This window comes from Blautia intestinihominis (assembly GCF_040096655.1).
In the GTDB taxonomy this organism is placed as follows: domain Bacteria; phylum Bacillota; class Clostridia; order Lachnospirales; family Lachnospiraceae; genus Blautia_A; species Blautia_A intestinihominis.
The window spans coordinates 65457-89584 of sequence record NZ_JBBMEI010000003.1 but is presented as its reverse complement, the minus strand read 5'-3'; the positions used below and the strand labels follow the sequence as shown (position 1 = coordinate 89584).

22 protein-coding genes are annotated in these 24128 nt (G+C 45.9%); 8 read left to right on the top strand and 14 right to left on the bottom strand.

Annotation, left to right across the window (positions count from 1 at the left end; translation table 11 throughout):
• The first annotated feature begins 24 nt into the window (after positions 1 to 24).
• Positions 25 to 1335, top strand: coding sequence for a phosphomethylpyrimidine synthase ThiC (gene thiC, locus WMO75_RS02045; RefSeq protein ID WP_349077520.1), 1311 nt, complete (start codon positions 25 to 27; stop codon positions 1333 to 1335).
• Positions 1336 to 1353: 18 nt separating this feature from the next.
• On the opposite strand, the gene WMO75_RS02040 is transcribed toward thiC, so the two are convergent.
• From WMO75_RS02040 to WMO75_RS02030, 3 genes are all read right to left on the bottom strand, one after another.
• Positions 1354 to 2616 (bottom strand): COG1361 family protein, encoded by a 1263-nt coding sequence (locus tag WMO75_RS02040; protein ID WP_118252092.1) that lies wholly within the window; start codon positions 2614 to 2616, stop codon positions 1354 to 1356.
• A gap of 409 nt (positions 2617 to 3025) precedes the next feature.
• Entirely contained in the window at positions 3026 to 3718 is a 693-nt protein-coding gene (locus WMO75_RS02035) for a D-lyxose/D-mannose family sugar isomerase (protein ID WP_118698621.1), read from the bottom strand.
• 21 nt (positions 3719 to 3739) lie between these two features.
• Complete coding sequence (locus tag WMO75_RS02030) at positions 3740 to 4633, bottom strand: aldose 1-epimerase family protein (RefSeq protein ID WP_227222223.1); 894 nt, start codon at positions 4631 to 4633, stop codon at positions 3740 to 3742.
• A 144-nt stretch (positions 4634 to 4777) separates the two neighbouring features.
• Here WMO75_RS02030 and arcC point away from each other — a divergent pair, with 144 nt between their 5' ends.
• From arcC to eutJ, 3 genes are all read left to right on the top strand, one after another.
• Entirely contained in the window at positions 4778 to 5710 is a 933-nt protein-coding gene (gene arcC, locus WMO75_RS02025) for a carbamate kinase (RefSeq protein WP_022215362.1), read from the top strand.
• A gap of 197 nt (positions 5711 to 5907) precedes the next feature.
• On the top strand, positions 5908 to 6231 hold the full coding sequence (locus WMO75_RS02020) for a helix-turn-helix domain-containing protein (RefSeq protein ID WP_022215363.1): 324 nt from the start codon (positions 5908 to 5910) through the stop codon (positions 6229 to 6231).
• A 176-nt stretch (positions 6232 to 6407) separates the two neighbouring features.
• Positions 6408 to 7247: an ethanolamine utilization protein EutJ gene (gene eutJ, locus WMO75_RS02015; protein ID WP_022215364.1), complete on the top strand. Its 840-nt coding sequence runs from the start codon at positions 6408 to 6410 to the stop codon at positions 7245 to 7247.
• Between the two features lie 89 nt (positions 7248 to 7336).
• Here the strand turns inward: eutJ and nrdD are convergent, their stop codons facing one another.
• Complete coding sequence (gene nrdD, locus WMO75_RS02010; RefSeq protein ID WP_349077519.1) at positions 7337 to 9472, bottom strand: anaerobic ribonucleoside-triphosphate reductase; 2136 nt, start codon at positions 9470 to 9472, stop codon at positions 7337 to 7339.
• A gap of 346 nt (positions 9473 to 9818) precedes the next feature.
• Here nrdD and asnA point away from each other — a divergent pair, with 346 nt between their 5' ends.
• Together asnA and WMO75_RS02000 are read left to right on the top strand one after the other, a co-directional pair.
• A complete protein-coding gene (gene asnA / locus WMO75_RS02005; protein WP_227222225.1) occupies positions 9819 to 10826 on the top strand; it encodes an aspartate--ammonia ligase in 1008 nt (335 codons plus the stop codon).
• 158 nt (positions 10827 to 10984) lie between these two features.
• Positions 10985 to 11431, top strand: coding sequence for a CBS domain-containing protein (locus WMO75_RS02000; RefSeq protein WP_022215367.1), 447 nt, complete (start codon positions 10985 to 10987; stop codon positions 11429 to 11431).
• Between the two features lie 94 nt (positions 11432 to 11525).
• Here WMO75_RS02000 and WMO75_RS01995 read toward each other — a convergent pair whose 3' ends face one another.
• The 4 genes from WMO75_RS01995 to WMO75_RS01980 all read right to left on the bottom strand — a co-directional run bounded on the left by WMO75_RS01995 (position 11526) and on the right by WMO75_RS01980 (position 15585).
• On the bottom strand, positions 11526 to 12965 hold the full coding sequence (locus WMO75_RS01995; protein ID WP_227222226.1) for a M20 family metallopeptidase: 1440 nt from the start codon (positions 12963 to 12965) through the stop codon (positions 11526 to 11528).
• 91 nt (positions 12966 to 13056) lie between these two features.
• Positions 13057 to 13833 (bottom strand): amino acid ABC transporter ATP-binding protein, encoded by a 777-nt coding sequence (locus tag WMO75_RS01990; protein ID WP_022215369.1) that lies wholly within the window; start codon positions 13831 to 13833, stop codon positions 13057 to 13059.
• Positions 13817 to 14602 (bottom strand): amino acid ABC transporter permease, encoded by a 786-nt coding sequence (locus tag WMO75_RS01985; protein WP_022215370.1) that lies wholly within the window; start codon positions 14600 to 14602, stop codon positions 13817 to 13819. The genes WMO75_RS01990 and WMO75_RS01985 overlap by 17 nt, the downstream gene beginning before the upstream one ends.
• A 113-nt stretch (positions 14603 to 14715) precedes the next feature.
• Positions 14716 to 15585 (bottom strand): transporter substrate-binding domain-containing protein, encoded by an 870-nt coding sequence (locus WMO75_RS01980; RefSeq protein WP_022215371.1) that lies wholly within the window; start codon positions 15583 to 15585, stop codon positions 14716 to 14718.
• Positions 15586 to 15885: 300 nt separating this feature from the next.
• Here WMO75_RS01980 and hydF point away from each other — a divergent pair, with 300 nt between their 5' ends.
• Together hydF and dapF are read left to right on the top strand one after the other, a co-directional pair.
• Positions 15886 to 17115 carry a [FeFe] hydrogenase H-cluster maturation GTPase HydF gene (gene hydF / locus WMO75_RS01975; protein ID WP_118698617.1) on the top strand — a complete coding sequence of 410 codons (1230 nt, stop codon included), beginning with the start codon at positions 15886 to 15888 and terminating at the stop codon, positions 17113 to 17115.
• Positions 17116 to 17305: 190 nt separating this feature from the next.
• Positions 17306 to 18160, top strand: coding sequence for a diaminopimelate epimerase (gene dapF / locus WMO75_RS01970; protein WP_118698616.1), 855 nt, complete (start codon positions 17306 to 17308; stop codon positions 18158 to 18160).
• Between the two features lie 61 nt (positions 18161 to 18221).
• Here dapF and WMO75_RS01965 read toward each other — a convergent pair whose 3' ends face one another.
• The 6 genes from WMO75_RS01965 to WMO75_RS01940 all read right to left on the bottom strand — a co-directional run bounded on the left by WMO75_RS01965 (position 18222) and on the right by WMO75_RS01940 (position 23918).
• Positions 18222 to 18362, bottom strand: coding sequence for a hypothetical protein (locus WMO75_RS01965; RefSeq protein WP_158565281.1), 141 nt, complete (start codon positions 18360 to 18362; stop codon positions 18222 to 18224).
• A 4-nt stretch (positions 18363 to 18366) separates the two neighbouring features.
• Entirely contained in the window at positions 18367 to 18636 is a 270-nt protein-coding gene (locus WMO75_RS01960; RefSeq protein ID WP_118698615.1) for a hypothetical protein, read from the bottom strand.
• Positions 18637 to 18913: 277 nt separating this feature from the next.
• On the bottom strand, positions 18914 to 19780 hold the full coding sequence (gene aroE, locus WMO75_RS01955; RefSeq protein ID WP_118698614.1) for a shikimate dehydrogenase: 867 nt from the start codon (positions 19778 to 19780) through the stop codon (positions 18914 to 18916).
• A gap of 152 nt (positions 19781 to 19932) precedes the next feature.
• Complete coding sequence (locus WMO75_RS01950; protein WP_334290851.1) at positions 19933 to 20823, bottom strand: quinate/shikimate dehydrogenase; 891 nt, start codon at positions 20821 to 20823, stop codon at positions 19933 to 19935.
• A 47-nt stretch (positions 20824 to 20870) separates the two neighbouring features.
• Positions 20871 to 22892: an oxidoreductase gene (locus tag WMO75_RS01945; RefSeq protein WP_118698613.1), complete on the bottom strand. Its 2022-nt coding sequence runs from the start codon at positions 22890 to 22892 to the stop codon at positions 20871 to 20873.
• A gap of 87 nt (positions 22893 to 22979) precedes the next feature.
• Positions 22980 to 23918: a LysR family transcriptional regulator gene (locus WMO75_RS01940; protein ID WP_022215379.1), complete on the bottom strand. Its 939-nt coding sequence runs from the start codon at positions 23916 to 23918 to the stop codon at positions 22980 to 22982.
• Positions 23919 to 24128 lie beyond the last annotated feature (210 nt).

The following is a 24128-nucleotide window of genomic DNA, read 5'->3' as shown; positions in this document are numbered from 1 at the left end:
TTTTACATAAACAGGAGGAAACTTATGACTCAGTATACAACTCAGATGGATGCCGCAAGAAAAGGCATCGTAACACCACAGATCAAAACTGTTGCAGAAAAGGAACACATGCCTGTAGAAAAAATGATGCAGCTCGTGGCAGAAGGTAAGGTTGCCATCTGTGCGAACAAACACCACATCTGCCTGAACCCGGAAGGTGTCGGAAGCATGCTCCGCACCAAGATCAATGTAAACCTTGGTGTATCCAGAGACTGCAAGGATTATGACATTGAAATGCAGAAAGTCATGAAAGCCGTAGACCTCGGTGCTGAAGCGATCATGGACCTCTCCAGCCATGGAAACACACAGCCATTCCGTCAGAAACTGACACATGAATGTCCGGCAATGATCGGAACTGTTCCGGTATATGACAGTGTCATCCACTATCAGAGAGACCTCTCTGAACTGACTGCTCATGATTTCATCGATGTGATCCGTCTGCACGCAGAAGATGGCGTTGACTTCGTTACTCTTCACTGTGGAATCACCCGCAAGACTATCGAACAGATCAAGAAGCACAAACGTAAAATGAATATCGTAAGCCGTGGCGGAAGCCTTGTCTTCGCATGGATGAGCATGACCGGCGAAGAAAACCCGTTCTATGAATACTTCGATGAGATCCTTGATATCTGTGAAGAGCATGACGTGACGATCTCCCTCGGAGATGCCTGCCGTCCGGGATGCCTTGCTGACGCTACTGATGTATGCCAGATCGAGGAGCTTGTCCGTCTTGGTGAGCTCACCAAACGCGCATGGGAGCACAACGTACAGGTTATGGTCGAGGGACCGGGACACGTTCCTCTCGATCAGGTTGCAGCCAACATGAAAGTACAGCAGACTATCTGCATGGGTGCTCCATTCTATGTACTTGGACCTCTCGTTACAGATATCGCACCTGGCTATGACCACATCACAGCAGCGATCGGTGGTGCCGTTGCCGCTATGAACGGAGCTGCTTTCCTCTGCTATGTAACACCGGCTGAACATCTGGCACTTCCGAATGTTGATGATGTTAAACAGGGAATCATCGCTTCCAAGATCGCAGCCCATGCGGCAGATATCGCCAAAGGTATCCCGCACGCCAGAGATATCGATGACAAGATGGCTGATGCACGCCGTGTTCTTGACTGGGATGCACAGTTTGCCTGCGCCCTCGACCCGGAGACAGCCAAAGCGATCCGCGACGACCGTCTTCCGGAGGACGACCACAGTGATACCTGCAGTATGTGCGGTAAATTCTGTGCTGTTCGAAGCATGAACAAAGCTCTTGCAGGAGAACACATTGATATCCTGTAATCTGTAATCTTATTTAATCTAGTTTCGCATCCGGCTGCGCACCCAGCCAGCCGCGAGAAGGGAACCGGGGATCATCATGAGCCACAAGACAGGCTTCATGGGATCCCCGGTTTTTGGATGCGTGGAAGCTGCCTGCCCTTTTTTCTCTGCATTCTGGTTTGGTGCACCTTCATCTGAAACTGCCTCTGGTTCTGGTGTTGGTGTCTCTGCTGTCCTGTATACCTCGATCTCAGTCTTTGATGTTACTTTTCGTTCCCCTGTTTCTGTTGTTGTCACGCTGACCTCATTTACAAGTTTCTGGTCTTTCAGTTTCTCCGGAAGCGTCACCTCCGCCAGAAGCCCCACAGAACACCCTGGCTCGATCTTCTCGATCCGTGCTTTCGTCCTGGCTTTGTTCAGTACGATCCCTTCTGCTTCCAGAAACCGCACCGGAACATTCTGAAGCTGAAATTTTTCTGTCGTTACCACGGAGTGAAGTGTCCTCTCCCCAGTGTTTCGGATGCATATCTGAAAAGTGACTTTATCTCCCGGCACTGCCATTGTGCGGTCAGCCGTCTTTGTGACCTGAAAATCTGCTTTGAGCGGGAGGATTTCTGTCTCACTGCTTTGTTCCACTGAGACAAGGCTTCGAAGTTCGCCCGTTTCTTCCTCTTCATACTCTGCAGTTCCATTCAGATACAGGCAGATCTTTCCCGACTGTGTTTCTGGAAGCTGTACAGAAAAATAAAATTCTTTTTTTATCCCTGTTTCCAGCTTTTCCAGTTTCAGGTTCTTTTCCTGGATTTCTGCATCTTCCGCTTCTTCCCATGTTCCCTCCAGCGATGTATCCGAAAAAGTGCTCTGAAGACAGATGTTTTTGAGAGGACATTTGCCCGTGTTTTCCACTGAGATCGTATAGAGCAGTTCTTTCCCTGCTTTGATCTGGGTCTGCTGCGGGGTTATCCACATTTTGTACGATGGTGTCTGATCCTTTTCCTCCGAATCGGTGAACGGCGGTATATCTGTTGCAGTGGGAGATTCTGTAATTTCCGGTATTTCGGTTATTTCCAGAGTTTCCGCTGCTTCCATTGTCCTTATCTCATCCACCACTTCTGCCAAATCCAGCTCCTGTTCTGTCTCAGACTCTTCGGGCGGATTTATTTCTTCCGCATCTTCCAGAAAAATATCACTTTCCGCCAACTCTGCTCCCAGAACCGCACTCCCACTTCCCATCAGAAGCGAACAGGACATGATAAGGGCTGCACCTGTCATTTTCCAGTTTCTCCATATTTTATTTTTCATAAAAACATACTCCTTTTTACTCTGCTTTACTGTTGTTTCTGTCCAGGAATATGTTCACACAGTCATAGGCATCTCCCCTTCCGTTCTGTTTACAGATCTAATCAAAAATGGAATGTTTTCGTCGAACGACGATAAGAAAAAATAACTCTCAAATGGAATCCTGCGAAATAAGATTCCGACTTAATGAATGTAACATGTTCTGCTCAGATATACAAGGATATCCTGTAATTATAAAATTTATTTAAGATTTATTTATAAAATTTCGATTTCTTTTAGAATCCGTACACAGTTTGCACACATTTATTTCTTATAATAGGTCTTGGATAGATGAATAACCACTCTCTATCTCCCCCCTCAAAAAAGTTAAGGAAACAGGTCGCCTGAGTTCAGGCGGCTTTTCCTTATGTCTTTATTTCTCCGGTGCAGGCGGGTATTCATTGCACAGAAGACGGTATGGCGGCTCGTCTTCCTCAATTTCCGGGAAACGACCTACTGGCGGTTCGAAGCGGTTGTCGGTATTGTCATCGTTACACTGGCTGACTTCTCCGATCAGGACTGCACCTGTTCCCGGTTCTACTTCAAAATCATGGTACATTCCCTGCATAATGCTGATGCTCATTCCCGGTTCCAGGCGGACCTGCGTGCCTGCCGGAACTACTCTGGTCTCTCCGTCGATATGGACTGTCACATCATTCTGCTTATCAATAGACTCATCCGGCAGAGAATTAAAAACACGGATCAGGATGTTTCCACCGCCTCTGTTGATGATATCCTCCATCTTGTACCAGTGAAAATGATTCGGAGCGTACTGTCCCTCTTTTAAATAGAGAAATTTTTCTGCGTATGGTTTTTTATATTTATCCTGCATCTTAAGATTTCCGTTACGGATCGTAAACAGTGAAAATCCTACTTCATCAAACTTTCCGAGACCATAATCTGTGATATCCCATCCCAGCATGTTGTCACGGATCTCATCAAACTCATGCCCCTTTGATTTCCATTCTTCCGGCGTGAAATCTGCAAACTTCGGAAGGAAATATCGATATTCCCTCAGCATATTTTCCAAGTCTTTTAATGCTTTGTTGATTTCTGATCTTTTCATAACTGCCGTCTCCTTTTTGTATTATTTTATCCTATCTAGTGTAGTGAGCATAATGCTCCATATGTTTCTGTACTCTTCTCCAGATTTCAAAGCATGCAGGTTCTTCTGTTTCTCCAGATCTTCTACGATATTTTTGCGGGAAGGAAGGGAACTCCATGGTTCTACACACATATAATCTACTTCCGCATGTGGCCAGTGCCAGAATCCCAGATAATCCATATCCGGAAATGCAACTCGAATCTCTTTCTCGCCTTTTTCACTGTTGATCCTTATTTCTTCTGGCATATTTTTTAATACGATCGCATCATTGTCGAACAATGTATGTTCCAGATTCAGGTATCGCCCCTGTACAAGCTGCAATGGTTCATCCTTTTCCAGTACAAAACAGTCCTCTGAAAGAAGGATGCGGCGTGGTTTGGCTCCCTCGCCAAAATCAATTCGATAATCTTCAAATTTCAGGTCATCTTCAAACGGGATCTGAAAACCCGGATGTCCTCCGATGCCAAAATATATGGTTTTGTCATCTGTATTTTTTACAAGATAAGTAATCGAAATTTTTTCATTTTCCAGTTTCCATGTAATATCCAGCACAAATTTAAACGGATATTGTCTTTCCGTTTCCGGTGAATCCTCCAGTCTCAGTGTCAGTTCCTCTTCTTTGTGTTCCACCAGGTTCAGCTCTGCAGTTGGAAGAAATCCATGTATATCCATATGATACGTCTGTCCCTGGTATGTATAACTCTGATCGGTCATCCTTCCTATATAAGGAAAAAGATTCGGTCCTCTGTCTGTCCATGTTGCAGCATCCCCCTGCCAGAGATATTCTCTGCCCTGTGCGTCACGGATCGACTGAAATTCCCCTCCTCTGGATGATATCTCCAGAGTTAGTTTCTGATTTTTGATTGTATAGTTCATGCTTTTAACCTCCTATTCTGTCAGTATATCATGCCAAGGGGATGTATTCTATCTTTTTATTGCAATTCCACGCCCATTCTTTTATAATATAGATAATTATTCACACCAAGTTATACCAAAACTGAAAAGAAACGAGGAATCCATATGAGCGAAAAAACCGTAGTTGTTGCTCTTGGTCACAAAGCCCTTGGCACAACACTTCCAGAACAGAAACTTGCTACCAGAGAAACTGCTAAAGCAATTGCAGATCTTGTAGAAGAAGGCACACGTGTTGTCATCTCCCACAGTAACGGACCACAGGTCGGCATGATCCACACAGCAATGAATGAATTCGGTAAAGCACATCCGGATTACACTTTTGCTCCGATGTCTGTCTGCTCTGCCATGAGCCAGGGTTACATCGGATATGACCTCCAGAATGCGATCCGTGCTGAGCTCATCTCCCGCGGTATTTACAAACCGGTTGCCACGATCCTGACCCAGGTTGTTATCGATCCATACGATGATGCTTTCGGTGAACCTGAGAAGGTGATCGGTCGTGTCCTCAACGCAGAGGAAGCGGAGGCAGAGGAAGATAAGGGTAACTTTGTTACCGAGACTGCACCTGGCGAATACCGCCGTATCCTTGCAGCTCCGAAGCCGCAGCGCATCGTCGAGATCGAGACAGTACGTGCCCTTACAGATGCCGGTCAGGTCGTGATCGCAGCCGGCGGCGGCGGAATTCCTGTTATGGAACAGGGAATCAACCTCCATGGTGCAAGTGCCATCATTGAGAAGGATTTTGCAAGCGGACTTCTTGCAGAGGAGCTGAACGCAGATACTCTTCTGATCCTCACTAGTGTTGAGAAAGTCAGCCTCAACAAAGATACTGACCATGAAACCTACCTCGGTGCGCTTTCCGCAGAAGAAGCACAGAAATACATCGATGAAGGTCAGTTTGCTGCAGGCTCCATGCTTCCTAAGATCGAGGCAGGTCTTTCCTTCCTCAGCAAAGGCGAAAACCGCCGTGCGATCATCACGGACATCGCTCACGCCAAAGACGGCTACAGAGAAAAAACCGGAACTATCCTCAAATAATTACGGTATATCCCCCAACCATATCAGAACGCTGCCCTGTGCATCCCGTGCAGGCGGCGTTCTTCTTTTGTGCATCGTATCAGCGTGTCATTTGTGTCGTTTAATCTAATCTTTCCACTTAGGCACTATTTCGTTAATATATATAGGAAGTATTTACTAGTTTTTTACACGCACAAATGACGATGAGGTGACTTATAATGACAGAATTAAATCCTTTGGATCGTATCCAGGAATTATGTGATGAGCGTAACTGGTCTTACTATCAACTGGCGAAAGTATCCGGAATCGCGTATTCCACGCTCAGTACAATGATAAACAAACATAATATGCCTTCCCTTCCTACTCTGCAGAAACTCTGCTCCGGGTTCGGCATCTCCATTACCGACTTTTTTGATCCAGGAAACAGCAGCAAAGGGCTTACTTCTGACCAGGCACAGTGTCTGAAACTTTTTACTGCACTGAGTCCGGAGGACAAAACTCTGGCGATCACCTATATGAAGGGACTGTCAAAAACCTTATAAAACCATCCAGATCCTGCATTTACGGGCTGCCATGTTACTGGCAGCTCTTTTTTGTCTCTCTCCAAAGCAGTCGCACAATTTTCAAAGTTTTCCCCTCCATTCATTGTTTTTTTCTGTCATTTCCTATATAATAAATAGCAGATTCGATATTTTTTCGCAGAAATGGAGTAGCAAAAATGGAACTAAAAAACAGAACTTTATCTAATTTTGCAGAACTGGTGCGGACCGGCGAATGCAAAAATTACCGTGGCAGGCTCAAAGTCGGCGTTGACCTTGGTACTGCTAATACCGTACTTGCTGTTGTGGACAGCAACAACCGCCCGATTGCCGGAGCTTCTGCTCCTTCCCATGCGATCCGTGACGGTGTGATCGTCAATTATTATGAATCCGTTCAGCTTGTCACCAAACTTAAAAATGAGCTTGAAGAAAAACTCGGCACGGAGCTTCTCTACGGTGCCGCAGCGATCCCTCCAGGAGTTTCCGAGGGCAGTATCAAAAGCATCGGCTATGTCCTCGAAGGAGCCGGTTTTGAAGTAACCAACATCGTAGATGAACCGACTGCTGCTTCTGCCGTGCTCAAGATCACTGACGGTGCAGTTGTCGATGTCGGCGGCGGCACTACCGGAATCAGCATCCTCAAGGATGGCAAGGTCATCTATACCGACGATGAGGCAACAGGCGGAAGCCACATGACCATGACCGTTGCAGGTCATTACAAGATTCCTTACGAGGACGCTGAAGTTCTCAAGACTGACCCTGAAAAGGAAGCTGAGATTTTTCCTGTTATCAAGGCTACTGTTGAGAAGATGGCAACAATCACCGAAAGATTTCTCCAGGGATATGAGGTCCCTGCGGTTTACGTCGTAGGCGGTTCTGCCAGCTTCAAAGAATTCACGACCGTATTCGAGAAGAAACTCAAACTTCCGGTCTACCGTCCTGTCCACCCGCTTCTTGTAACACCACTTGGCATCGCTTACTACTGCGAGCTGCCGCCGGTAACACCTAAGAAGAAATAAATTTCTCCTTATATACCAAAAAGAGTACAGACATGACTTTCACTTTCGTCATATCTGTACTCTTTTTGTATACTTAAAACTCTATCTGCTTACATAGATTTACGCTCTGCGATCTCGGCCATCTTCGCTTCATTCAATCGTGTGTCACCATGAACACGGCTATAGGAAAGATATCCGTTCATACGGTCGATCTTTGTCAGGTTACGTGAGCCGCATACCGGGCATACGTCCATTTCCAGCTCCTGGTGACCGCAGTCATCGCAGTAAGCCAGAGAAAGGTTTACACCCTCATAATAGCCCAGGTCCATCGCTCTGCGGATCAGGGTACGGATGGCTTCTTTGTTGTAGCCGATCGGATAACGGACATACTGGATCTTACCGCCGTTGCAGAGTTCCCAAAAACGTCCCTCCAGATCCTGTTTCTCAATCGGAGTCACATCCTCGGTAACATGGCAGTGGAAGCTATTGCTGACATACGGTCTGTCAGAAACACCCTCTACGATTCCATACATCTTGCGGAACTGCTCAACCTGAAGACCACAGAGGCTCTCTGCCGGTGTTCCGTAGATCGCATAGAGGTATCCGTCCTCCTGCTTGAACTGGTTTACTTTGTCATTGATATATTTCAGTACTTCCAGTGCAAACTGTCCATCCTCGCGGATAGATTTGCCGTTGTAAAGCTCCTGAAGCTCATTCAGGGCTGTGATCCCGAAGGAAGCTGTCATCGGTTTGAGGATCTTGCCGATCTTTTCGTTCGGTTTGAGATGACCGCCGTAGAAACCGCCCTCACAGTAAGCAAGCGGGTTCGTGGATGCTCTCATCTGTCCCAGGTACTCATAGGTGCGGATGTGGAGATTTCGGATCATCTGCAGGTAAAAATCAAGAACCTCGTAAAAATCTCTGCTCTCTGCTCTTGCTTTCGCCAGGATCATCGGAAGATGAAGACTGACTGCACCGATATTGAAACGTCCTACAAATACAGGCTTGTCATTCTCATCTGCCGGATACATGCCGCCTCTCTCATACCATGGACTTAAGAATGCACGGCATCCCATCGGGCTGATAACCTTGCCATACTGCTTGTACATGCTTGCGATATAGCCCTTGCCAGTCAGAGAAAGCCAGTCCGGATACATGGTCTTGGAGGAGCAGTCAACGCCCTCCTCAAAGATGTCCTCGCACGGTTTGCCCGGTCCATGAAGATTCTCATCATACAGAAATACGATCTTAGGGAAAAGAACCGGCTTCTTATGGCCTTTCTTACCCTGACCGCCCTTGTGCACCTGCAGAAGAGAAATATTACACATCTTCTCGAACTGACCTGTACCAAGTCCGAGTGTCACAGTAACAAACGGATAGTCACCACGGGAAGAACCTACCGTATTCAGCTTGTACTCGATTCCCTGCCATCCCTGATCAAAATCTCTTCTGACTTTGTCCAGCGCGTACTCGATAGCTCTCTCTTCTCTGCCGGTCCAGTTCTCGTCGGAGTATTTTATAAATTCGCTGACGTATTTGTCATAACTCTTCTGTGCGTATGGTCCGAGGATCTTGTCGACCTCCGGCACTGTAAAGCCACCGTACTGCTGTGCTGCTGTACTCAGGATGATATCACCCATGACATCAAATGCAGTATCCAGTGTCTTCGGCTCGTTGTACCAGACATTCCCCATCTCGAAACCGCCGCTTAAAACTGCCCCCACATCAAACAGGCAGCAGTTCATCGTGTCCAGTCGTGCAGACTGATCGTGAATATAGATGTATCCGTCCTTGCATGCCTGCAGCTCATTGCGGTTCATAAAAAACTTCCTGTATAATTCCTTGTTCAGTTCGTTAAAGATCAGGCTTCTCTTGGTAGCAACAAGAGCGCTGTCTGTATTTGCATTACTCTTGTCACCGATATAGCGGATTGCCTGGCTCTTGGTATAGACATCATCCATCATATGGATAAAATCCAGCTTGTAGTTGCGGTAATCACGGTAGCTCTTGGCAACCGCCGGATTCACACGCTCCAGTGCGCCCTCTACGATATTGTGCATCTCCTGGATCTCGATCTCATTCTTTCCAAGAGAATCTGCATGTTCCTGCGCGAACTGGCAGATAAATTCCTTCTCTTCATCTGAAAATTTATAAAGAATACGTGCGGCTGATTTATTTACCGCCTTGACGATCTTCTGCGGATCAAATTCTTCTCGCGTGCCGTCTTTTTTGATTACATAGATCATACCTTTGTCTCTCCTGTTTGCTGTAATATAAGGCTTTTCTATTCTTTTCGCCTTCCCCATATCTTGTATTGCTTATGAGAGTATACCACAACATCATGTAAAATAAAAGGGGATATTTCATTTTTTATTGTCTGAAATTTCCCCTTGTTTTTGCCATATTCTGAACATTCGTTTGCACCGCATAAAGTCACCTGTGGACCGTCGTCCAAGCATCATTTACGTGGTCAGATCATGCGGACAGTAACATTTATTTTAGACTCATTTTCAAAATAATGCAAGGTTAAAATTGCAATACCTTTAAATTCTTGCTATAATTAAGCCTAGTAAAATTTGAGGAGGAAATATTATGGATGAAATTAAAATCCCTGCCGGTTATCATTCAGATCTGAATCTGCATGATACACAGGTTGCAATTAAAACAGTCAAAGACTTTTTCCAGCAGACCCTCGCCCAGAAGCTGAATCTTCTCCGTGTTTCTGCACCGGTTTTTGTATCCCCGTCTTCAGGTCTCAACGATAACCTGAACGGCGTAGAACGTCCTGTAAGCTTTGACATCAAAGGACAGGAAGAAAACGCTGAGATCGTACACTCCCTTGCCAAATGGAAACGCTACGCACTCAAGAAATATGGCTTCGCTCACGGCGAAGGACTGTATACTGACATGATCGCGATCCGTCGTGATGAAGATCTCGACAACATCCACTCCGTCTATGTAGACCAGTGGGACTGGGAGAAGATCATCTCCAAAGAAGAACGTACCATGGAAACTCTGATCAACACCGTTCGCTCCATCTACAGCGTTCTCCGCAAGACAGAGAAATACATGGCTGTCCAGTATGACTACATTGAAGAGATCCTTCCTAAAGAAATCGCTTTCGTTTCCACTCAGGAACTGGTTGACATGTATCCTGACCTGACACCAAAGGAAAGAGAATACAAGATCGTCAAGGAGAAAGGTGCTGTCTTCCTTATGCAGGTTGGTAAGACCTTATCCAACGGAGAGCGTCACGACGGACGTGCCCCGGACTACGATGACTGGGAACTGAACGGAGATATCCTTGTATACTATCCGGTTCTTGATATCGCTCTGGAGCTTTCTTCTATGGGTATTCGTGTTGATGAGGATTCTCTTGACTCCCAGCTCACAGAAGCAGGCTGTGACGACCGCAGAGAGCTTCCATTCCAGAAAGCGATCCTTAACAAAGAACTGCCATACACCATCGGCGGCGGTATCGGCCAGTCCCGTATCTGTATGTTCTTCCTCCGCAAAGCTCATATCGGTGAAGTACATGTATCCATCTGGCCGGAATCTGTGCGCAAAGCAGCAGAGGAAGGCGGAGTAAATCTGCTGTAAAACCTTCTTGTTTTTCAGGATTTATAGTGATTTTTCACCAATTTTTAATATTTAAACAATTGACATTCTGTACCCTGCATACTATCATAATAAGAGCATCTGAACTATAAACCAAGCCAGATACACTGAATGAGTATAGAAAGACAGAGGTACTGATTGTGAATATTTTGTTTTTTTTAACACCTAAGAGTGACGTTGCTTATATATTTGAGGACGAAACACTTCGTCAGACCGTCGAGAAGATGGAGCACCGAAAATTCTCCTGTATCCCAATCCTTAACAAAGAAGGTAAATACACCGGAACGATCTCCGAGGGAGATCTTCTGTGGGGAATCAAGCGTCTCAACATCAATATCACAGACCTGAAGCAGATGGAGGATGTTTCCATCATGGCGATCCCGCGCCGTGCCACTTACAAGCCGGTTCATGCGGACGCAGATATGGAGGATCTTCTGGATCGTGCCATCAACCAGAACTATGTTCCTGTCATAGATGACAAGGGGTCTTTTATCGGCATCATCACCCGTAAGGAGATCATAAAATACTGTTATAAGGAAATGAAGGAATTAAGTGCCCTTCGTGCCCAAATGGAAGAAGCCGAATAACAGGATTTTATTCCGTAATCAAATAGAACCGGTTTCCCGTGTGCTTTATCCTGCACCGGAGCCGGTTCTTTTTTATCTTCTTTTATCGTCCAGATCAGTCCGGGATGACCGGCACTGCATCTTTCGGGATCGGGCATACATATCCATCTTTTGTACGTTTTTCAAACTCTGCTCTTGCTTCATCCAGAAGTGAAGTATCTTCAAACAGATCGATCGCGGTCGCTGCGAGGACTTTTCCTGCACACAGGGCTGCTTTATGACCGATCTCTGTGCGGTCACAGGAAACATTCTGCCAGCTGTGTCCCGGGCAGCCGTTTGGCCATGCCGCAACGTGGATCTGTGCTGTCGGGGTCAGCCAGCTTACATCTCCAACATCCGTAGACCCTGCTTTGAACGCATCTTTCTGATAGAGAGGTGTCAGGAATGCATTCATTGCATGTCCATATTCTTTCTGCATCTTCTCCACCTGTTCTTTCGCTTCCTCGTCGTTTTCTGCCGCAACACCAGGAACCGCGCTGTGATCGTAGGTTTCTGCGAGTGCATCCGCGAAAGCATTCTCCTCGTCTGTGTACTGCGGAACGCCCAGTTCTTTGAAGTTTTTATAGAGGACGCGCTCAAGGGCAAAGTTGCTCACGGTATCGGCGAGTCCGTCGATAAATTTCTTCTCGTAAGTAGTCTCCGTCATCAGAGCCGCGCCTTCTGCGATCTTGTCGACACGTTTCTGGAGTTCTACCGCCTCAGCCACATGATTGGAACGTACCATATAGAGGACGCTTGCACGAGGCTGTACCACGTTCGGGCTGCATCCGCCTGCGTCTGTGATCGCATAATGGATCCTTGCCTTGTCGCTCATATGCTCTCTCAAAAACTGCACGCCAATATTCATAAGTTCTACTGCATCAAGGGCGCTTCGTCCCATCTCCGGGGCTCCTGCCGCGTGAGAGGCGATTCCTGTAAACTTGTACTGTGTCTGGATACAGGAGTTGGAGGAACCAGTTGCAACTTCATTGACGTCTTCCGGATGCCAGGTAAGGGCTGCGTCGAGTTTTTTCCAGACTCCGTCACGCGCCATGAATGCCTTTGCAGCACCGCCCTCTTCTCCCGGGCAGCCATAGAGGATCACGGTTCCGGAAATGTCATTTTTCTCAAGATATGCTTTCACTCCAAGTGCTGCCGCAAAAGCTCCTGCACCAAGGATGTTATGTCCGCATCCATGGCCGTTACCGCCGACGTGGATCTCTTTTCGCTCAGTTGCACCTGCTTCCTGAGAAAGCCCTGAAAGCGCGTCATACTCTGCGAGGATTCCGATATACGGACGTCCGTGGCCATAAGATGCCGCAAAAGCCGTCTCGATATTGCTGGTTCCACGCTCCACTTCGAATCCCTCTTTTTCCAGAGCTTCGCAGTAGGTTTCGGCTGACTTAAATTCCTGGAGGGAAAGCTCTGCAAATCCCCAGATCTTATCTGCGATACCGGTGATCAGAGTTTTTTTTTCTTCGATCGTCTGCAGTGCAGACTGTTTTTCTGCTGTCATAATATAATACCTTCTTTCGACATGATTTATCTTTATTCACGAAAAGGCAACCAGAATCTTCCGGTTACCTTCTCGTTGATCTTTGTTGATTTTATAAAACTTTGGATAAAAATTCCTGCAGACGCGGGTTGCTCGGGTTATCAAAGATTTCTGACGGTGTTCCGTCTACGAGAAGTTTCCCGTCTGCCATAAAAAGTACACGGTTTCCAACCTCTCTTGCAAATCCCATCTCGTGTGTTACCACGACCATGGTCATGCCTTCCTTCGCAAGTTCTTTCATAACATCCAAAACCTCTCCTACCATCTCCGGGTCAAGTGCGGAAGTCGGCTCGTCAAACAGCATGACTTCCGGTTCCATTGCAAGTGCGCGGACGATCGCAACACGCTGTTTCTGTCCGCCGGAAAGCTGGATCGGATATGCATTGGCACGGTCAGCAAGTCCTACACGCGCAAGAAGCTCCAGAGCTTTTTTCTCGGCATCTTCTTTGGAAACACCTTTGACCTTCATAGGTGCCAGGGTCATGTTGTCAAGGATCGTCATATGCGGGAACAGGTTAAAATGCTGGAACACCATTCCCATTTTCTGACGAAGATCGTCGATGTTGAGCTTTACAGTCTTGCCGGAAGCGTCCTTGTATTTCTTCTTGGTGATATCCACACCGTTGAAGATGATCTCACCGTCTGTCGGCTCTTCCAGAAGGTTCAGGCTTCGAAGAAAAGTGGATTTACCGGAACCTGACGGTCCGATGACTACCATAACATCACCTTTGTTGATGTTGACTGTCACATCATCCAGAGCCTTGATCGCGCCCCTGTGATAATGTTTCTTGAGGTTTTTTACCTGGATCATACTATCGTTTGTCGCCATGGCTCATTCTCCTTTCGAAATATGCGATCAGTTTGGAGGTCGGGAAGCACAGGCAGAAATAGATCGCTGTTGCTACCAGCAGAGGCTCGATGATGATAAAGGTCGCACCTTTGACTGCGTTTACTGCAGACATGATATCCTGTACACCGATGGTGTATGTAATCGCAGATTCCTTGATGATAACAACGAATTCATTTGCAATCGCCGGAAGGATATTCTTGAGTGCCTGCGGAAGAATGATGTAACGCAGGTTCATTGTCTGAGAAAGTCCCAGAGAACGGGCTGCCTCTGTCTGTCCCTGATCGATGGACTGGATACCTGCACGGATGATCTCACAGAGGTAAGCACCGGAGTTCATTCCAAGTGCAACGACACCAGGGAAAAATCTGTTGAATTTGATAAATCCAAACATCTGGAAAGACGGAAGGTCGATCATTCCGAACACACCATAGTAGATGATGAAGATCTGTACCAGTACAGGTGTGGAACGAAGGATCTCAACGTATGCAGTTGCGATAAAAGAAAGGGGATTGAATTTTGAGAGCCATACCAGCGGTCCTCCCTCTCTCAGATGTCCATTACGGTCTACTGCGAGAGCGCGGAACGGACGGATGTTTGACATACGCATCAGCGCAAGGATCAGTGCGAGCACAAAACCGATCGCAACGGTGAACAGGGATAACAGTACAGTTACCAGAAGTCCCTGTCTGAACAGCTGTGCATATGGGGCAATTTTGCCAAAATTAGATAATTTAATAAAACTGTCCATAAAAATTCCTTTCTTAATAATGTAATAAATTGATCGTCAGCAAAATTCCTCCCCATCAGTTCTGGGGAGGAATCCATTATCCATTGCTTGTATTACCAGTCAGGTTGATCTGCTTATTCAGCATCTTCTGCAGTGTCATCTGTCTCCGGAACTGCACCGTTGTCGTCCAGTGTTCCTTCATATGTCTGACCTGCTGCAAGCTCTGTTGCATCTGCGATGAATTTGTCCATGGAACCGTCATCAAGTGCATCTGCGATCGCTGCGTTTACAGCTTTGAGAAGTGCATCGTTTCCTTTTGAAACACCGATTGCAGATCCTACGGTATCATACGGTACATCACATACGATCACAAGATCCGGATAGTTCTTCTGATAGCTCTCTGCTACTGCTGTCTCGATGAATGCACCATCCATCTTACCTGTCAGAAGCTCTGTGATAAGGTCAGTAACCTTAGGAAGAGATACGATATCAGCATCCGGTGTGTTCTCGTTTGCAAGATCAAGCTGGATAGAACCTGTCTGTGCTCCGATGGAGTAATCCTTGTTGTTTGCATCTTCAAGAGATTTGAACTGATCTGCTTTGTCTTTGACAGTTACGAAGGACTGTCCACCCTGATAGTACAGGTCTGAGAACTCCATAGCATCCTCACGTGCCGGATCTGGGGAAAGACCAGCCATGCCAAGGTCTACGTTCTTCTGAGCAAGTTCGCTTAATACACCGTCAAAGTCCATCGGAACTACTTCCAGTTCCAGTCCCATCTTGTCTGCGATGTACTTAGCCAGATCCATGTCAAATCCTGCCAGTGTCGGGTTGCCGTCATCATCGATAGAATAGAATTCATACGGTGCAAAGTCCGGGCTTGTTGCTACTGTAAGTTTGCCATCTGTAACGGTCTCTACATCGTCTGCTGCAAATGTCGGTACTGCCATAGATACAGTCATAACTGCACCAAGAGCGATTGCTGTGATTTTCTTTAAGTTCATCTTCTTTTCCTCCTCGTTTTCCTGGAATATTTATGCAGAAAAAATGCATAATTCCTCTTCATTTTTCTTATTGTATCATAATCCGCAGAAAATACAAGCAATTCTTTCTTTTAGTGCAATACAAAAATTTTAGCATTGTCGCTTTTTACGCAGAAATGCACTTCTCATACTTGCATATTTTTCTGTATTTTCTTATAATAGAAAGAAACACTTTCATAATTTAAAATATTGCAGTAAATTTTTCCTGTTTTTTCGGATTATTTTCTGTAATCTTTTTTCGAAGGCAAAGGGGGAAGAGTTATGGGAATGAATCAGACACCTGCTTCTGAACGGGTACATATCAGTTTTTTTGGAAAAAGAAATGCCGGGAAATCGAGTGTGATCAATGCTGTGACCGGACAGGATCTTGCGATCGTTTCTTCTGTGATGGGAACTACGACGGATCCTGTATACAAATCCATGGAACTGCTGCCGCTTGGCCCTGTGGTTGTCATTGACACACCGGGGATTGATGATGAGGGCGAACTTGGTGCGCTTCGCGTGCGCAAAAGCTATCAGGTCCTGAACAAGACGGATATTGCGATCCTGGTCGTGGACAGCACCACTGGAAAGGGTGAAGAGGAATTTGCGCTTCTTCATAAATTCCATGAGAAGCACATTCCGTATCTTGTTGTTTACAATAAGATTGATCTTCTTTCTGTCGAAGAGATCAAGAATCTCGCAATGTCAGTCCGCGCCGGGGAAGTTCTGGCCAGTGCAGCTGATGGCATGAACATCCAGGAACTAAAAGAAAAGATCGCCACTCTGAAACCGGAAGATACACACCAGTATCCACTGATCCAGGATCTGATCGAGCCGCTTGATCTGGTGATCCTGGTCGTCCCGATCGACAAGGCCGCACCGAAAGGCCGTCTGATCCTGCCGCAGCAGCAGACGATCCGTGATATTCTGGAACGTGGCGCACTTTCCCTTGTTGTGCGGGATACGGAGTTAAAAAGTACTCTGGATCATTTTCTGGCGCAGGGTGTCTGTCCGAAACTGGTTGTCACTGACAGCCAGGCATTTGCGCGTGTTTCAAAAGATGTGCCGGAGAATATCACTCTGACTTCGTTTTCTATTCTTTTTGCAAGATATAAAGGAGAACTGGAGACACAGCTGAAAGGCGTTGCCGCACTTTCTTCTATCGAGGATGGCGACCATATCCTGATCGCAGAAGGATGTACGCATCATCGTCAATGTGGAGATATTGGAACCTGCAAGATGCCTGAGTGGATCCGAAACTATACAGGAAAAGAACCTGTATTTGAATTTACTTCCGGCACAGAATTCCCGGATGATGTTTCTTCCTATAAAATGGTCGTTCACTGCGGCGGCTGCATGCTGAATGAACGCGAAATGAAATACCGCATCGCATGCTGCCAGGATCAGGGCGTGCCGATCACGAATTATGGTATTCTGATCGCACAGGTGACTGGAATTCTGAAACGCAGTCTCGGACCGTTTCCAAAGATGCAGGAGCTGGTTCCGTAGATTCCGGATTATTATAGAAAGTGTTTAGGCGTTATTCATAAGAATTTTGAGTATTTTTTAGTTAATCTTCACAAAACTATAACATTTTTCCGTTATACTATGGTTCTATGGTGCTGGAAAGTTTATCCAGCGTTTTACTAAAGATATTGCAACTGAATGGGGAGAATATTTAATAAACAGGAGGATTTATATGAAATTTACAAAAATGCACGGGATCGGCAACGATTATGTATACGTGAATTGCTTCAAGGAAACAGTAACCAATCCGTCTGCGGTGGCAAAATTCGTCAGCGACCGCCATTTCGGAATCGGATCAGATGGTCTAATTCTGATCAAACCGTCTGATGTGGCAGACTGTGAAATGGATATGTACAATCTCGATGGCTCTCAGGGTGCTATGTGCGGAAATGGGATCAGATGCGTTGCCAAGTATGCTTATGATTACGGCATTATCGACAAAACCAGCATCTCTGTTGCAACCAAGAGCGGTATTAAGTATCTGGATCTGACACTTGGGGATGACGGCAAGGTTGCCCTGGTTAAAGTAAATATGGGCTCACCGATCCTGACTGCAAACCAGATCCCGATTGTTTCCGGCAAAGAGCAGGTCATTAACGAGCCGCTGGATGTGGATGGTACTACTTACCGTATCACAGGTGTTTCTATGGGAAATCCACATGCGATCGTATATATGGATGATATCGACAATCTCGAAATCGAAAAAATCGGCCCGAAATTCGAAAATCACATTGATTTCCCGGACCGTATCAACACAGAATTTGTCAAAGTCATCGACCGCCACACGCTCCAGATGCGTGTATGGGAGCGCGGTTCCGGCGAAACCCTCGCCTGCGGCACCGGTGCCTGCGCCGTAGCCGTAGCCTCCACTCTGAACGGACTCGTCGATGAAGGTGAACCAGTCACCGTCAAACTCCTCGGCGGCGACCTCCAGATCCTCTGGAACCCCCAGGAAAACCTTGTATATATGACAGGACCGGCTACTACCGTTTTCGATGGGGAGATTGATCTTTCATTTCTTAAGTAGTCTGTAACAGAAAAAAGCACTGAACTCATGACATCATCATGATTTCAGTGCTTTTTTCTTATTATTCCACATTATTTTTCAATTCATATTCTGCCTCTATTTTTGTTTTTTCATTCTCAAGTTCAAGGCGAATCTTTTCGTACTTCGTAGCGAATTCCCTATCTGTCATTTGTTCTGCTTTGAATTGCTCTAATGTTTTCATATTTTCACAGTCCTTCTCGATAAACGTGATTTATAGTTGCCTGAGCGTGCTCCAGTTCTTTCTTTTTGATAATCGCTTCGCGGTCGATCAGGATTGCGAGCATTTCGTCTACTACGTCCTCCGGGCGGGGATCAGAGACCCGGTAGAGGTAGCCTAACATCCGCGTAGCCGTATAATCCGTATTCATCTGCCTATAAGCAATTTCCCGGCAAAAGTCGTCCGGATACCCCTTTTCGCACAACACATGATAAAGTTCATCTGATCTGGATTCCATTCTCCTACACCTCCATTCCATCTTCACCACTACAAATAAAAAAAGAAACAAAAAAAAGATGGCATCACCCTCTACGAAAACCACCTTAACTCAATCATAACCTCACAATTTTCAACCTCAGTAAAGTCAACACCCTCCCGTCCTCCACAACGAAGAACTCTGTATCTTTCCTACTACCATTCGTCCCGTCGAAAGCCCAGGCGAGGGGTGTGCCGAGGGGACTGCGAAGTCCCCTTGGCGATTATTTTCGGCTTCTCAAGCCAAACATTTCCTCTTCCTAAGAGAAATACTTCTCCTTTATGATCTCCACCGGCATCTCCTCACCCGTCCAAAGCTTGAAGGACGCAGCTCCCTGATACAGCAGCATATACATACCGTTACCAGTCTTGCATCCTGCTTCCTTTGCTTCACGGAGCAGTCTTGTTTCCTGCGGATTGTAAATTACATCGAATACAAACAGATCCTTATGGAACATACTTGTATCTGTGATGATCGTTCTGTCTACATTCGGAGCCATTCCAACAGAAGTACCATTTACAAGGATTGCGCTCTCTGCGATAGAAGCACGAAGTACTTCCGGATCTGAGAAGTCATGCAGAGTTACCTTGCAGTCTGTGCGCTCATTCAGTTTCGCAACGATCTCCTCAGCTCTTCCGAAGAAGTTGTCTCTCACGTTAAACACATTGATCTCTGCTACGCCATCCAGTGCAGCCTGTACCAGAATCGCTGTAGCTGCTCCGCCGGCACCGAGAAGAGTCATTTTCTTGCCGATGATATCTACACCGTTCTCAGCAACTGCTCTCATAAATCCAACACCGTCTGTTGTGTAAGCAGTCAGCACGCCGTTATCATTAACGATCGTATTGCATGCTCCTGAAATCTCAGATGCAGGAGATACTTTATCTGCAAGTTTGCACATGATATTCTTGCCCGGCATGGTAATGTTCCAGCCTCTTGCGCCCATGGTACGAAGCCCCTGAACTGCTTCCGGCATCTTATCTTCCGGTACATCAAATGCAAGATATGTATAATCCAGCCCCAGCTGATCGCATGCTTCATTGTGCATTTCCGGAGAAACACTGTGTGCGACCGGGCTTCCAAGTAAACATAATAATCCGGTGTGTCCTGTGATATGTTTTGACATAATCCATATTCCTTTCCGCGTATCAAAATTTGGCGATTTCGCTCACCTGTATATAGCTCTCATTATACACACTTTAAAGTGATAAAGCAAGCAGAACATTTAAAAAAGCCACAGAGACGAAGTTTCATCCCCATGGCTTTCCTGGTTTCTATTTAGATTCCAAGTTTTTCTTTCATGTAATCTACCGGAGTATCTTTTCCAGTGTAAAGTTTGATGGCGATGAGTGCCTGGAACAGCATCATGCTCATACCATTGTAAACTTTTTCGCATCCTGCTTCTTTTGCCTGTTTCATCATAACAGTTTCGCGTGGTGCGTAAACTGTGTCAGTTACGATCAGATCTTTCTTGAAGAAAGAAGTGTCCGGGATGTTGGAAAGGTCTTCCAGTGGGTGCATTCCTACACCTGTTGCATCGCAGAACAGATCTGCTGCATGCATTTTTTCTTTGAGGAGGTCATGATCTGCAAGGTCATTCATTGTAGCTTTGCAGTTTGTGTTCTTGTTGATCAGGTCAACGATCTCTTCTCCACGGCTGTAGAATTTATCTTTGATGTTGAAGATCTCGATCTCTGCGATTCCGTCAAGAGCTCCGCGTACTGCGATTGCTGTAGCAGCTCCGCCGGTTCCGATCAGAACCATCTTCATTCCTTTGAAATCAATGCCTTCTTCTTTGAGTCCCTGCCAGTATCCCATACCGTCAGTGTTGTAGCCTTTGAGTTTTCCTGTAACCTGTCCGTTTTCGTCACGCATGTTTACAACTGTGTTGATAGCACCGCATAATTTGGCAGCTTCATCAACTTCGTCCAGATATTTGTGAACAACAGTTTTGTTCGGCATGGAGATGTTGGATCCAAGCATTTTGAGAGCACGGATACTCTGAACAGCGTCTTTGAGGGAATCGTTGTCTACTTCAAATGCAAGCTGGATAACGTCATCGCCGTTTTTGTCGTATGCGAGGTTATGAGTTGTCGGAGACTGTGTGTGACGGATCGGGTAAGCCATTAATCCTACTAATTCTGTATGTCCTGTTACGTTTGGCATGATTTTTTCCTCTTTTCTTTTTAATAAAAACTTTGCTCCCTTGGTATCATTTATTCAAGTGGTTCCAGATGCAGGAATCCCTGAGACTCCAGTACGTTCAGTACTGCACGGCCTTCCATGGTACCTTCCATGATACGGCGGGCACGAACGGAATCACCGATGGTGTATACATAAGTATCTGTATCATTGAAAGCTTCTTCAAGTTCCGGAAGTACCGGGTTGTTGGAACGCATTCCAAGGCAGTTGAAGCCGAGGTCGAATTCCATATCCTTGATCTGTCCGTCCGGAAGTTTTACTGTGAATGCATTTTCCTTCACTTCCTGAAGTGCTGTGTTTACATATTCCTTAACACCATATTTGTCGTGAGTCTCACGCATGGAACATTTGGTGATCGGGTCTGCAAGCATACCGATCTGAGGAAGCATATCGATGATCGTACACTCTGCTCCGCGAGGTGCAAAATATTCGATAACGTCAAGTCCAACGGATCCACCGCCGACTACAACGACCTTTTTGCCCTTACATGCTTCATCCGGATATTTGCCGGCGTTCAGGTTGTTGATCATATCAAAGATCGTAGCCACGTTTCCGGCCTCGATGTTTTCTTTGAGACCTTTGATCGGCGGGACAAGCGGTACAGAACCTGTTGCGTTTACAACGATGTCCGGTTTGAACTGTTTTACTTTGTCAACAGTTGCTTCTGTGTTTAGGAAAACATAAAGATTCTTCAGTCTGGCTGCACGGGCTTCCAGATATTTCGGGAAATCTTTCATACGGGTCTTGCTCGGAAGATCTGAGATGAATGTGGAGAGACCTCCAAGGTGATCCTTCTTCTCCAGAACGAATACGTTACAGCCTACTTCTGCTGCTGTACATGCAGCTTCCAGACCTGCTGTACCACCACCAACAACTACAACATTGCAGTTCTTGTTGACTTTGAGTGCTTTATAGATATCGCCTTCCGGTACAGCCGGGTTGACTGTACAACGGATCGGACGGTTAACACCGATACGGTTTCCGGCACATCCAACATTACATGAGATACATTTACGAAGAAGATCTTCCTCGCCATTCTCAACTTTCTTAACCCAGTTTGGCTCTGCGATAAGGCCACGTCCCATTCCGACGATATCTACATCGCCGCTCTCGAGAACTTTCTCGACGATCTTAGGATCACGGTAGTTACCTGCATTGATAACCGGTTTCTTGAATTTGTCCTTTACGGCTCTTGCCATGTAGGATCTCCATCCATCCGGAAGGTAGTTGGAGTCGATCTGATACTGAAGAGATGGGTTCAGGGCACAGGAAACATCGTACATATCTACGAACTCATCGAGATATTCCAGATATTCCAGAGTGTCTTCCAGAGTGTTTCCACCCGGTACTCTCTCTTCTGCGGAGATACGAACAATGATCGGGAACCAAGGTCCTACGTTCTTACGAACTTCTTCGAGTACCATACGCGGGAAACGAAGACGGTTCTCTACGGAACCTCCGAACTCGTCTGTTCTCTTATTATAGTAAGGGGAGATGAACTGGCTCATCAGATAAGAATGTCCGCAGTGGATCTCGATCGCATCGAAACCGATCGCCTGGACACGCTTTGCAGCCTCTCCATATTTCTTAACAGTTGTAAGGATTTCTTCCTTTGTCATCGGACGCGGAACTTCTCCGCCGGCCTTTGTCGGGATATTGGAAGAAGAAACGGTCTCCATTCCGGTTCTTGCAGAAGAGGCTGAAGCTCCGGCGTGGTTTACCTGGATCGCTACTGTAGCACCATTCTTATGAAGGTTTTCTACGAGCTGATAATAACGCGGCATAAAGCTGTCGTGGTCGATACGGATCTGGCTGGTGCCGTTGGATCCTACCGGATACTCAATGTTGGCATTTTCCAGAATGATTAAACCTGTGCCGCCTTTTGCGCGGAGTGAGTAATAATTCATGTGACGGTTACTCATCTCACCGCTTGTCTCACCATAGTTTGTTCCCATCGGGGTCATTGCGATACGGTTCTTGATAGTAGTTCTTTTGATTGTTATAGGTTCAAAAATCTTTGGGTATTCACTCTTCATGAAATAATCTCCTTATTCATTTAACATCATATTCATAATGTGAGTGGCCATCCTTTGTTTGTGACACCTTTATCATAACTCTTTGTATTAAAAATTAACAATATCTTTCAAATAAATTTTTGATACGTTTTCGGTATCATTTGCATCATCTGCCTGCTGTTCCTTCATATATTTGATAAAACGCTCCACTGCCGGCAGACGATATCTGTCTTTCATCCAGAACATAAAAACCTGGCGGTAGATCTCGAGCCCCATGATCTTGTGGATCTTGATGCCGTCTGCATTCAGAAGTATATCCGTCTGCGGCATCAGCGCGATACCAAAATTCTCCCTTACCAGAGATACTATAGAATATTCATCCGGACATTCCACGATCGTATTCGGATTTACCTGATATTTCCTGTACAGATACTTGGCATAAGTTCCCATCCAGGATGCACTCTCATAGCCGATCACCGGGTAATGGTCCAGTTCCACCAGCGGAACTTCCTGCATCTCTGAAAGGGGATGTTCCTTCGGCGTGATGATCACCAGCTCCTGTGCGCTGAGCGGAAAAAACTCCATATCATCCATCTTGAGATAACCGCCGAAACCAACGTCCAGCTCGCCTGTACGAACCTTCTCGGCAATTGCCGGTGTATGATTCTGCCAGAAATTAAAGACTACGTTCTTATTTTCTTCCTGGTTCAGAAATTTCCTTACTTTATGAGGAATATAATGCCCCGCAAGCGGAAAAATATAACCGATATCGATCTTTCCGCCATCTGAAGAAAGTTCCTGCATTTTCCCCACTGCCACGTCACAGTCTCCTGCAATCCTGTCTGCATGTTCCAGAAAAAGCTTGCCCGCTTTTGTAAGTGTTACGCCCCTGCCTTTTTTTTCAAATAAAGCAACTCCCAGCTCGCTCTCGAGGGCTGCCATGGAACGGCTCAGAGACGGCTGCGAAATATACAGTTCTTCTGCTGCCTGATGATAATTTTCCAGCCGTGCGACCTTCTGAAAATACAAGATCTGATTCAGTGTCATGATTGATTCCTCCTATATAAATATATTCCCCAATATCCTGTCCCGGATTTCTACTTTCATTAATCATTATAATTTTGTTCCTAGTATATCACATTAATGCATTCAATGCATTGGTTTTTCGCTTTAAAAGCATTAGACTACACGAATTGTACCTGTTAAAATACAGATAAATGTTATTTTTTTAACAGGCTTTTGATAAAAGCTTTTCAT

Excerpts from the sequence above, each read along its gene's own strand:
- aroE (WP_118698614.1), bottom strand. The coding sequence starts at position 19,780 with ATGTCAAAACATATCACAGGACACACCGGATTATTATGTTTACTTGGA.
- WMO75_RS02020 (WP_022215363.1), top strand. The coding sequence starts at position 5,908 with ATGACAGAATTAAATCCTTTGGATCGTATCCAGGAATTATGTGATGAG.
- WMO75_RS01940 (WP_022215379.1), bottom strand. The coding sequence starts at position 23,918 with ATGACACTGAATCAGATCTTGTATTTTCAGAAGGTCGCACGGCTGGAA.
- WMO75_RS01990 (WP_022215369.1), bottom strand. The coding sequence starts at position 13,833 with ATGGCGACAAACGATAGTATGATCCAGGTAAAAAACCTCAAGAAACAT.
- arcC (WP_022215362.1), top strand. The coding sequence starts at position 4,778 with ATGAGCGAAAAAACCGTAGTTGTTGCTCTTGGTCACAAAGCCCTTGGC.
- WMO75_RS01965 (WP_158565281.1), bottom strand. The coding sequence starts at position 18,362 with ATGAAAACATTAGAGCAATTCAAAGCAGAACAAATGACAGATAGGGAA.
- asnA (WP_227222225.1), top strand. The coding sequence starts at position 9,819 with ATGGATGAAATTAAAATCCCTGCCGGTTATCATTCAGATCTGAATCTG.
- WMO75_RS01980 (WP_022215371.1), bottom strand. The coding sequence starts at position 15,585 with ATGAACTTAAAGAAAATCACAGCAATCGCTCTTGGTGCAGTTATGACT.
- WMO75_RS01960 (WP_118698615.1), bottom strand. The coding sequence starts at position 18,636 with ATGGAATCCAGATCAGATGAACTTTATCATGTGTTGTGCGAAAAGGGG.
- hydF (WP_118698617.1), top strand. The coding sequence starts at position 15,886 with ATGGGAATGAATCAGACACCTGCTTCTGAACGGGTACATATCAGTTTT.
- WMO75_RS02040 (WP_118252092.1), bottom strand. The coding sequence starts at position 2,616 with ATGAAAAATAAAATATGGAGAAACTGGAAAATGACAGGTGCAGCCCTT.
- WMO75_RS01995 (WP_227222226.1), bottom strand. The coding sequence starts at position 12,965 with ATGACAGCAGAAAAACAGTCTGCACTGCAGACGATCGAAGAAAAAAAA.
- nrdD (WP_349077519.1), bottom strand. The coding sequence starts at position 9,472 with ATGATCTATGTAATCAAAAAAGACGGCACGCGAGAAGAATTTGATCCG.
- WMO75_RS02030 (WP_227222223.1), bottom strand. The coding sequence starts at position 4,633 with ATGAACTATACAATCAAAAATCAGAAACTAACTCTGGAGATATCATCC.
- thiC (WP_349077520.1), top strand. The coding sequence starts at position 25 with ATGACTCAGTATACAACTCAGATGGATGCCGCAAGAAAAGGCATCGTA.
- dapF (WP_118698616.1), top strand. The coding sequence starts at position 17,306 with ATGAAATTTACAAAAATGCACGGGATCGGCAACGATTATGTATACGTG.
- WMO75_RS01945 (WP_118698613.1), bottom strand. The coding sequence starts at position 22,892 with ATGAAGAGTGAATACCCAAAGATTTTTGAACCTATAACAATCAAAAGA.
- WMO75_RS02035 (WP_118698621.1), bottom strand. The coding sequence starts at position 3,718 with ATGAAAAGATCAGAAATCAACAAAGCATTAAAAGACTTGGAAAATATG.
- eutJ (WP_022215364.1), top strand. The coding sequence starts at position 6,408 with ATGGAACTAAAAAACAGAACTTTATCTAATTTTGCAGAACTGGTGCGG.
- WMO75_RS01985 (WP_022215370.1), bottom strand. The coding sequence starts at position 14,602 with ATGGACAGTTTTATTAAATTATCTAATTTTGGCAAAATTGCCCCATAT.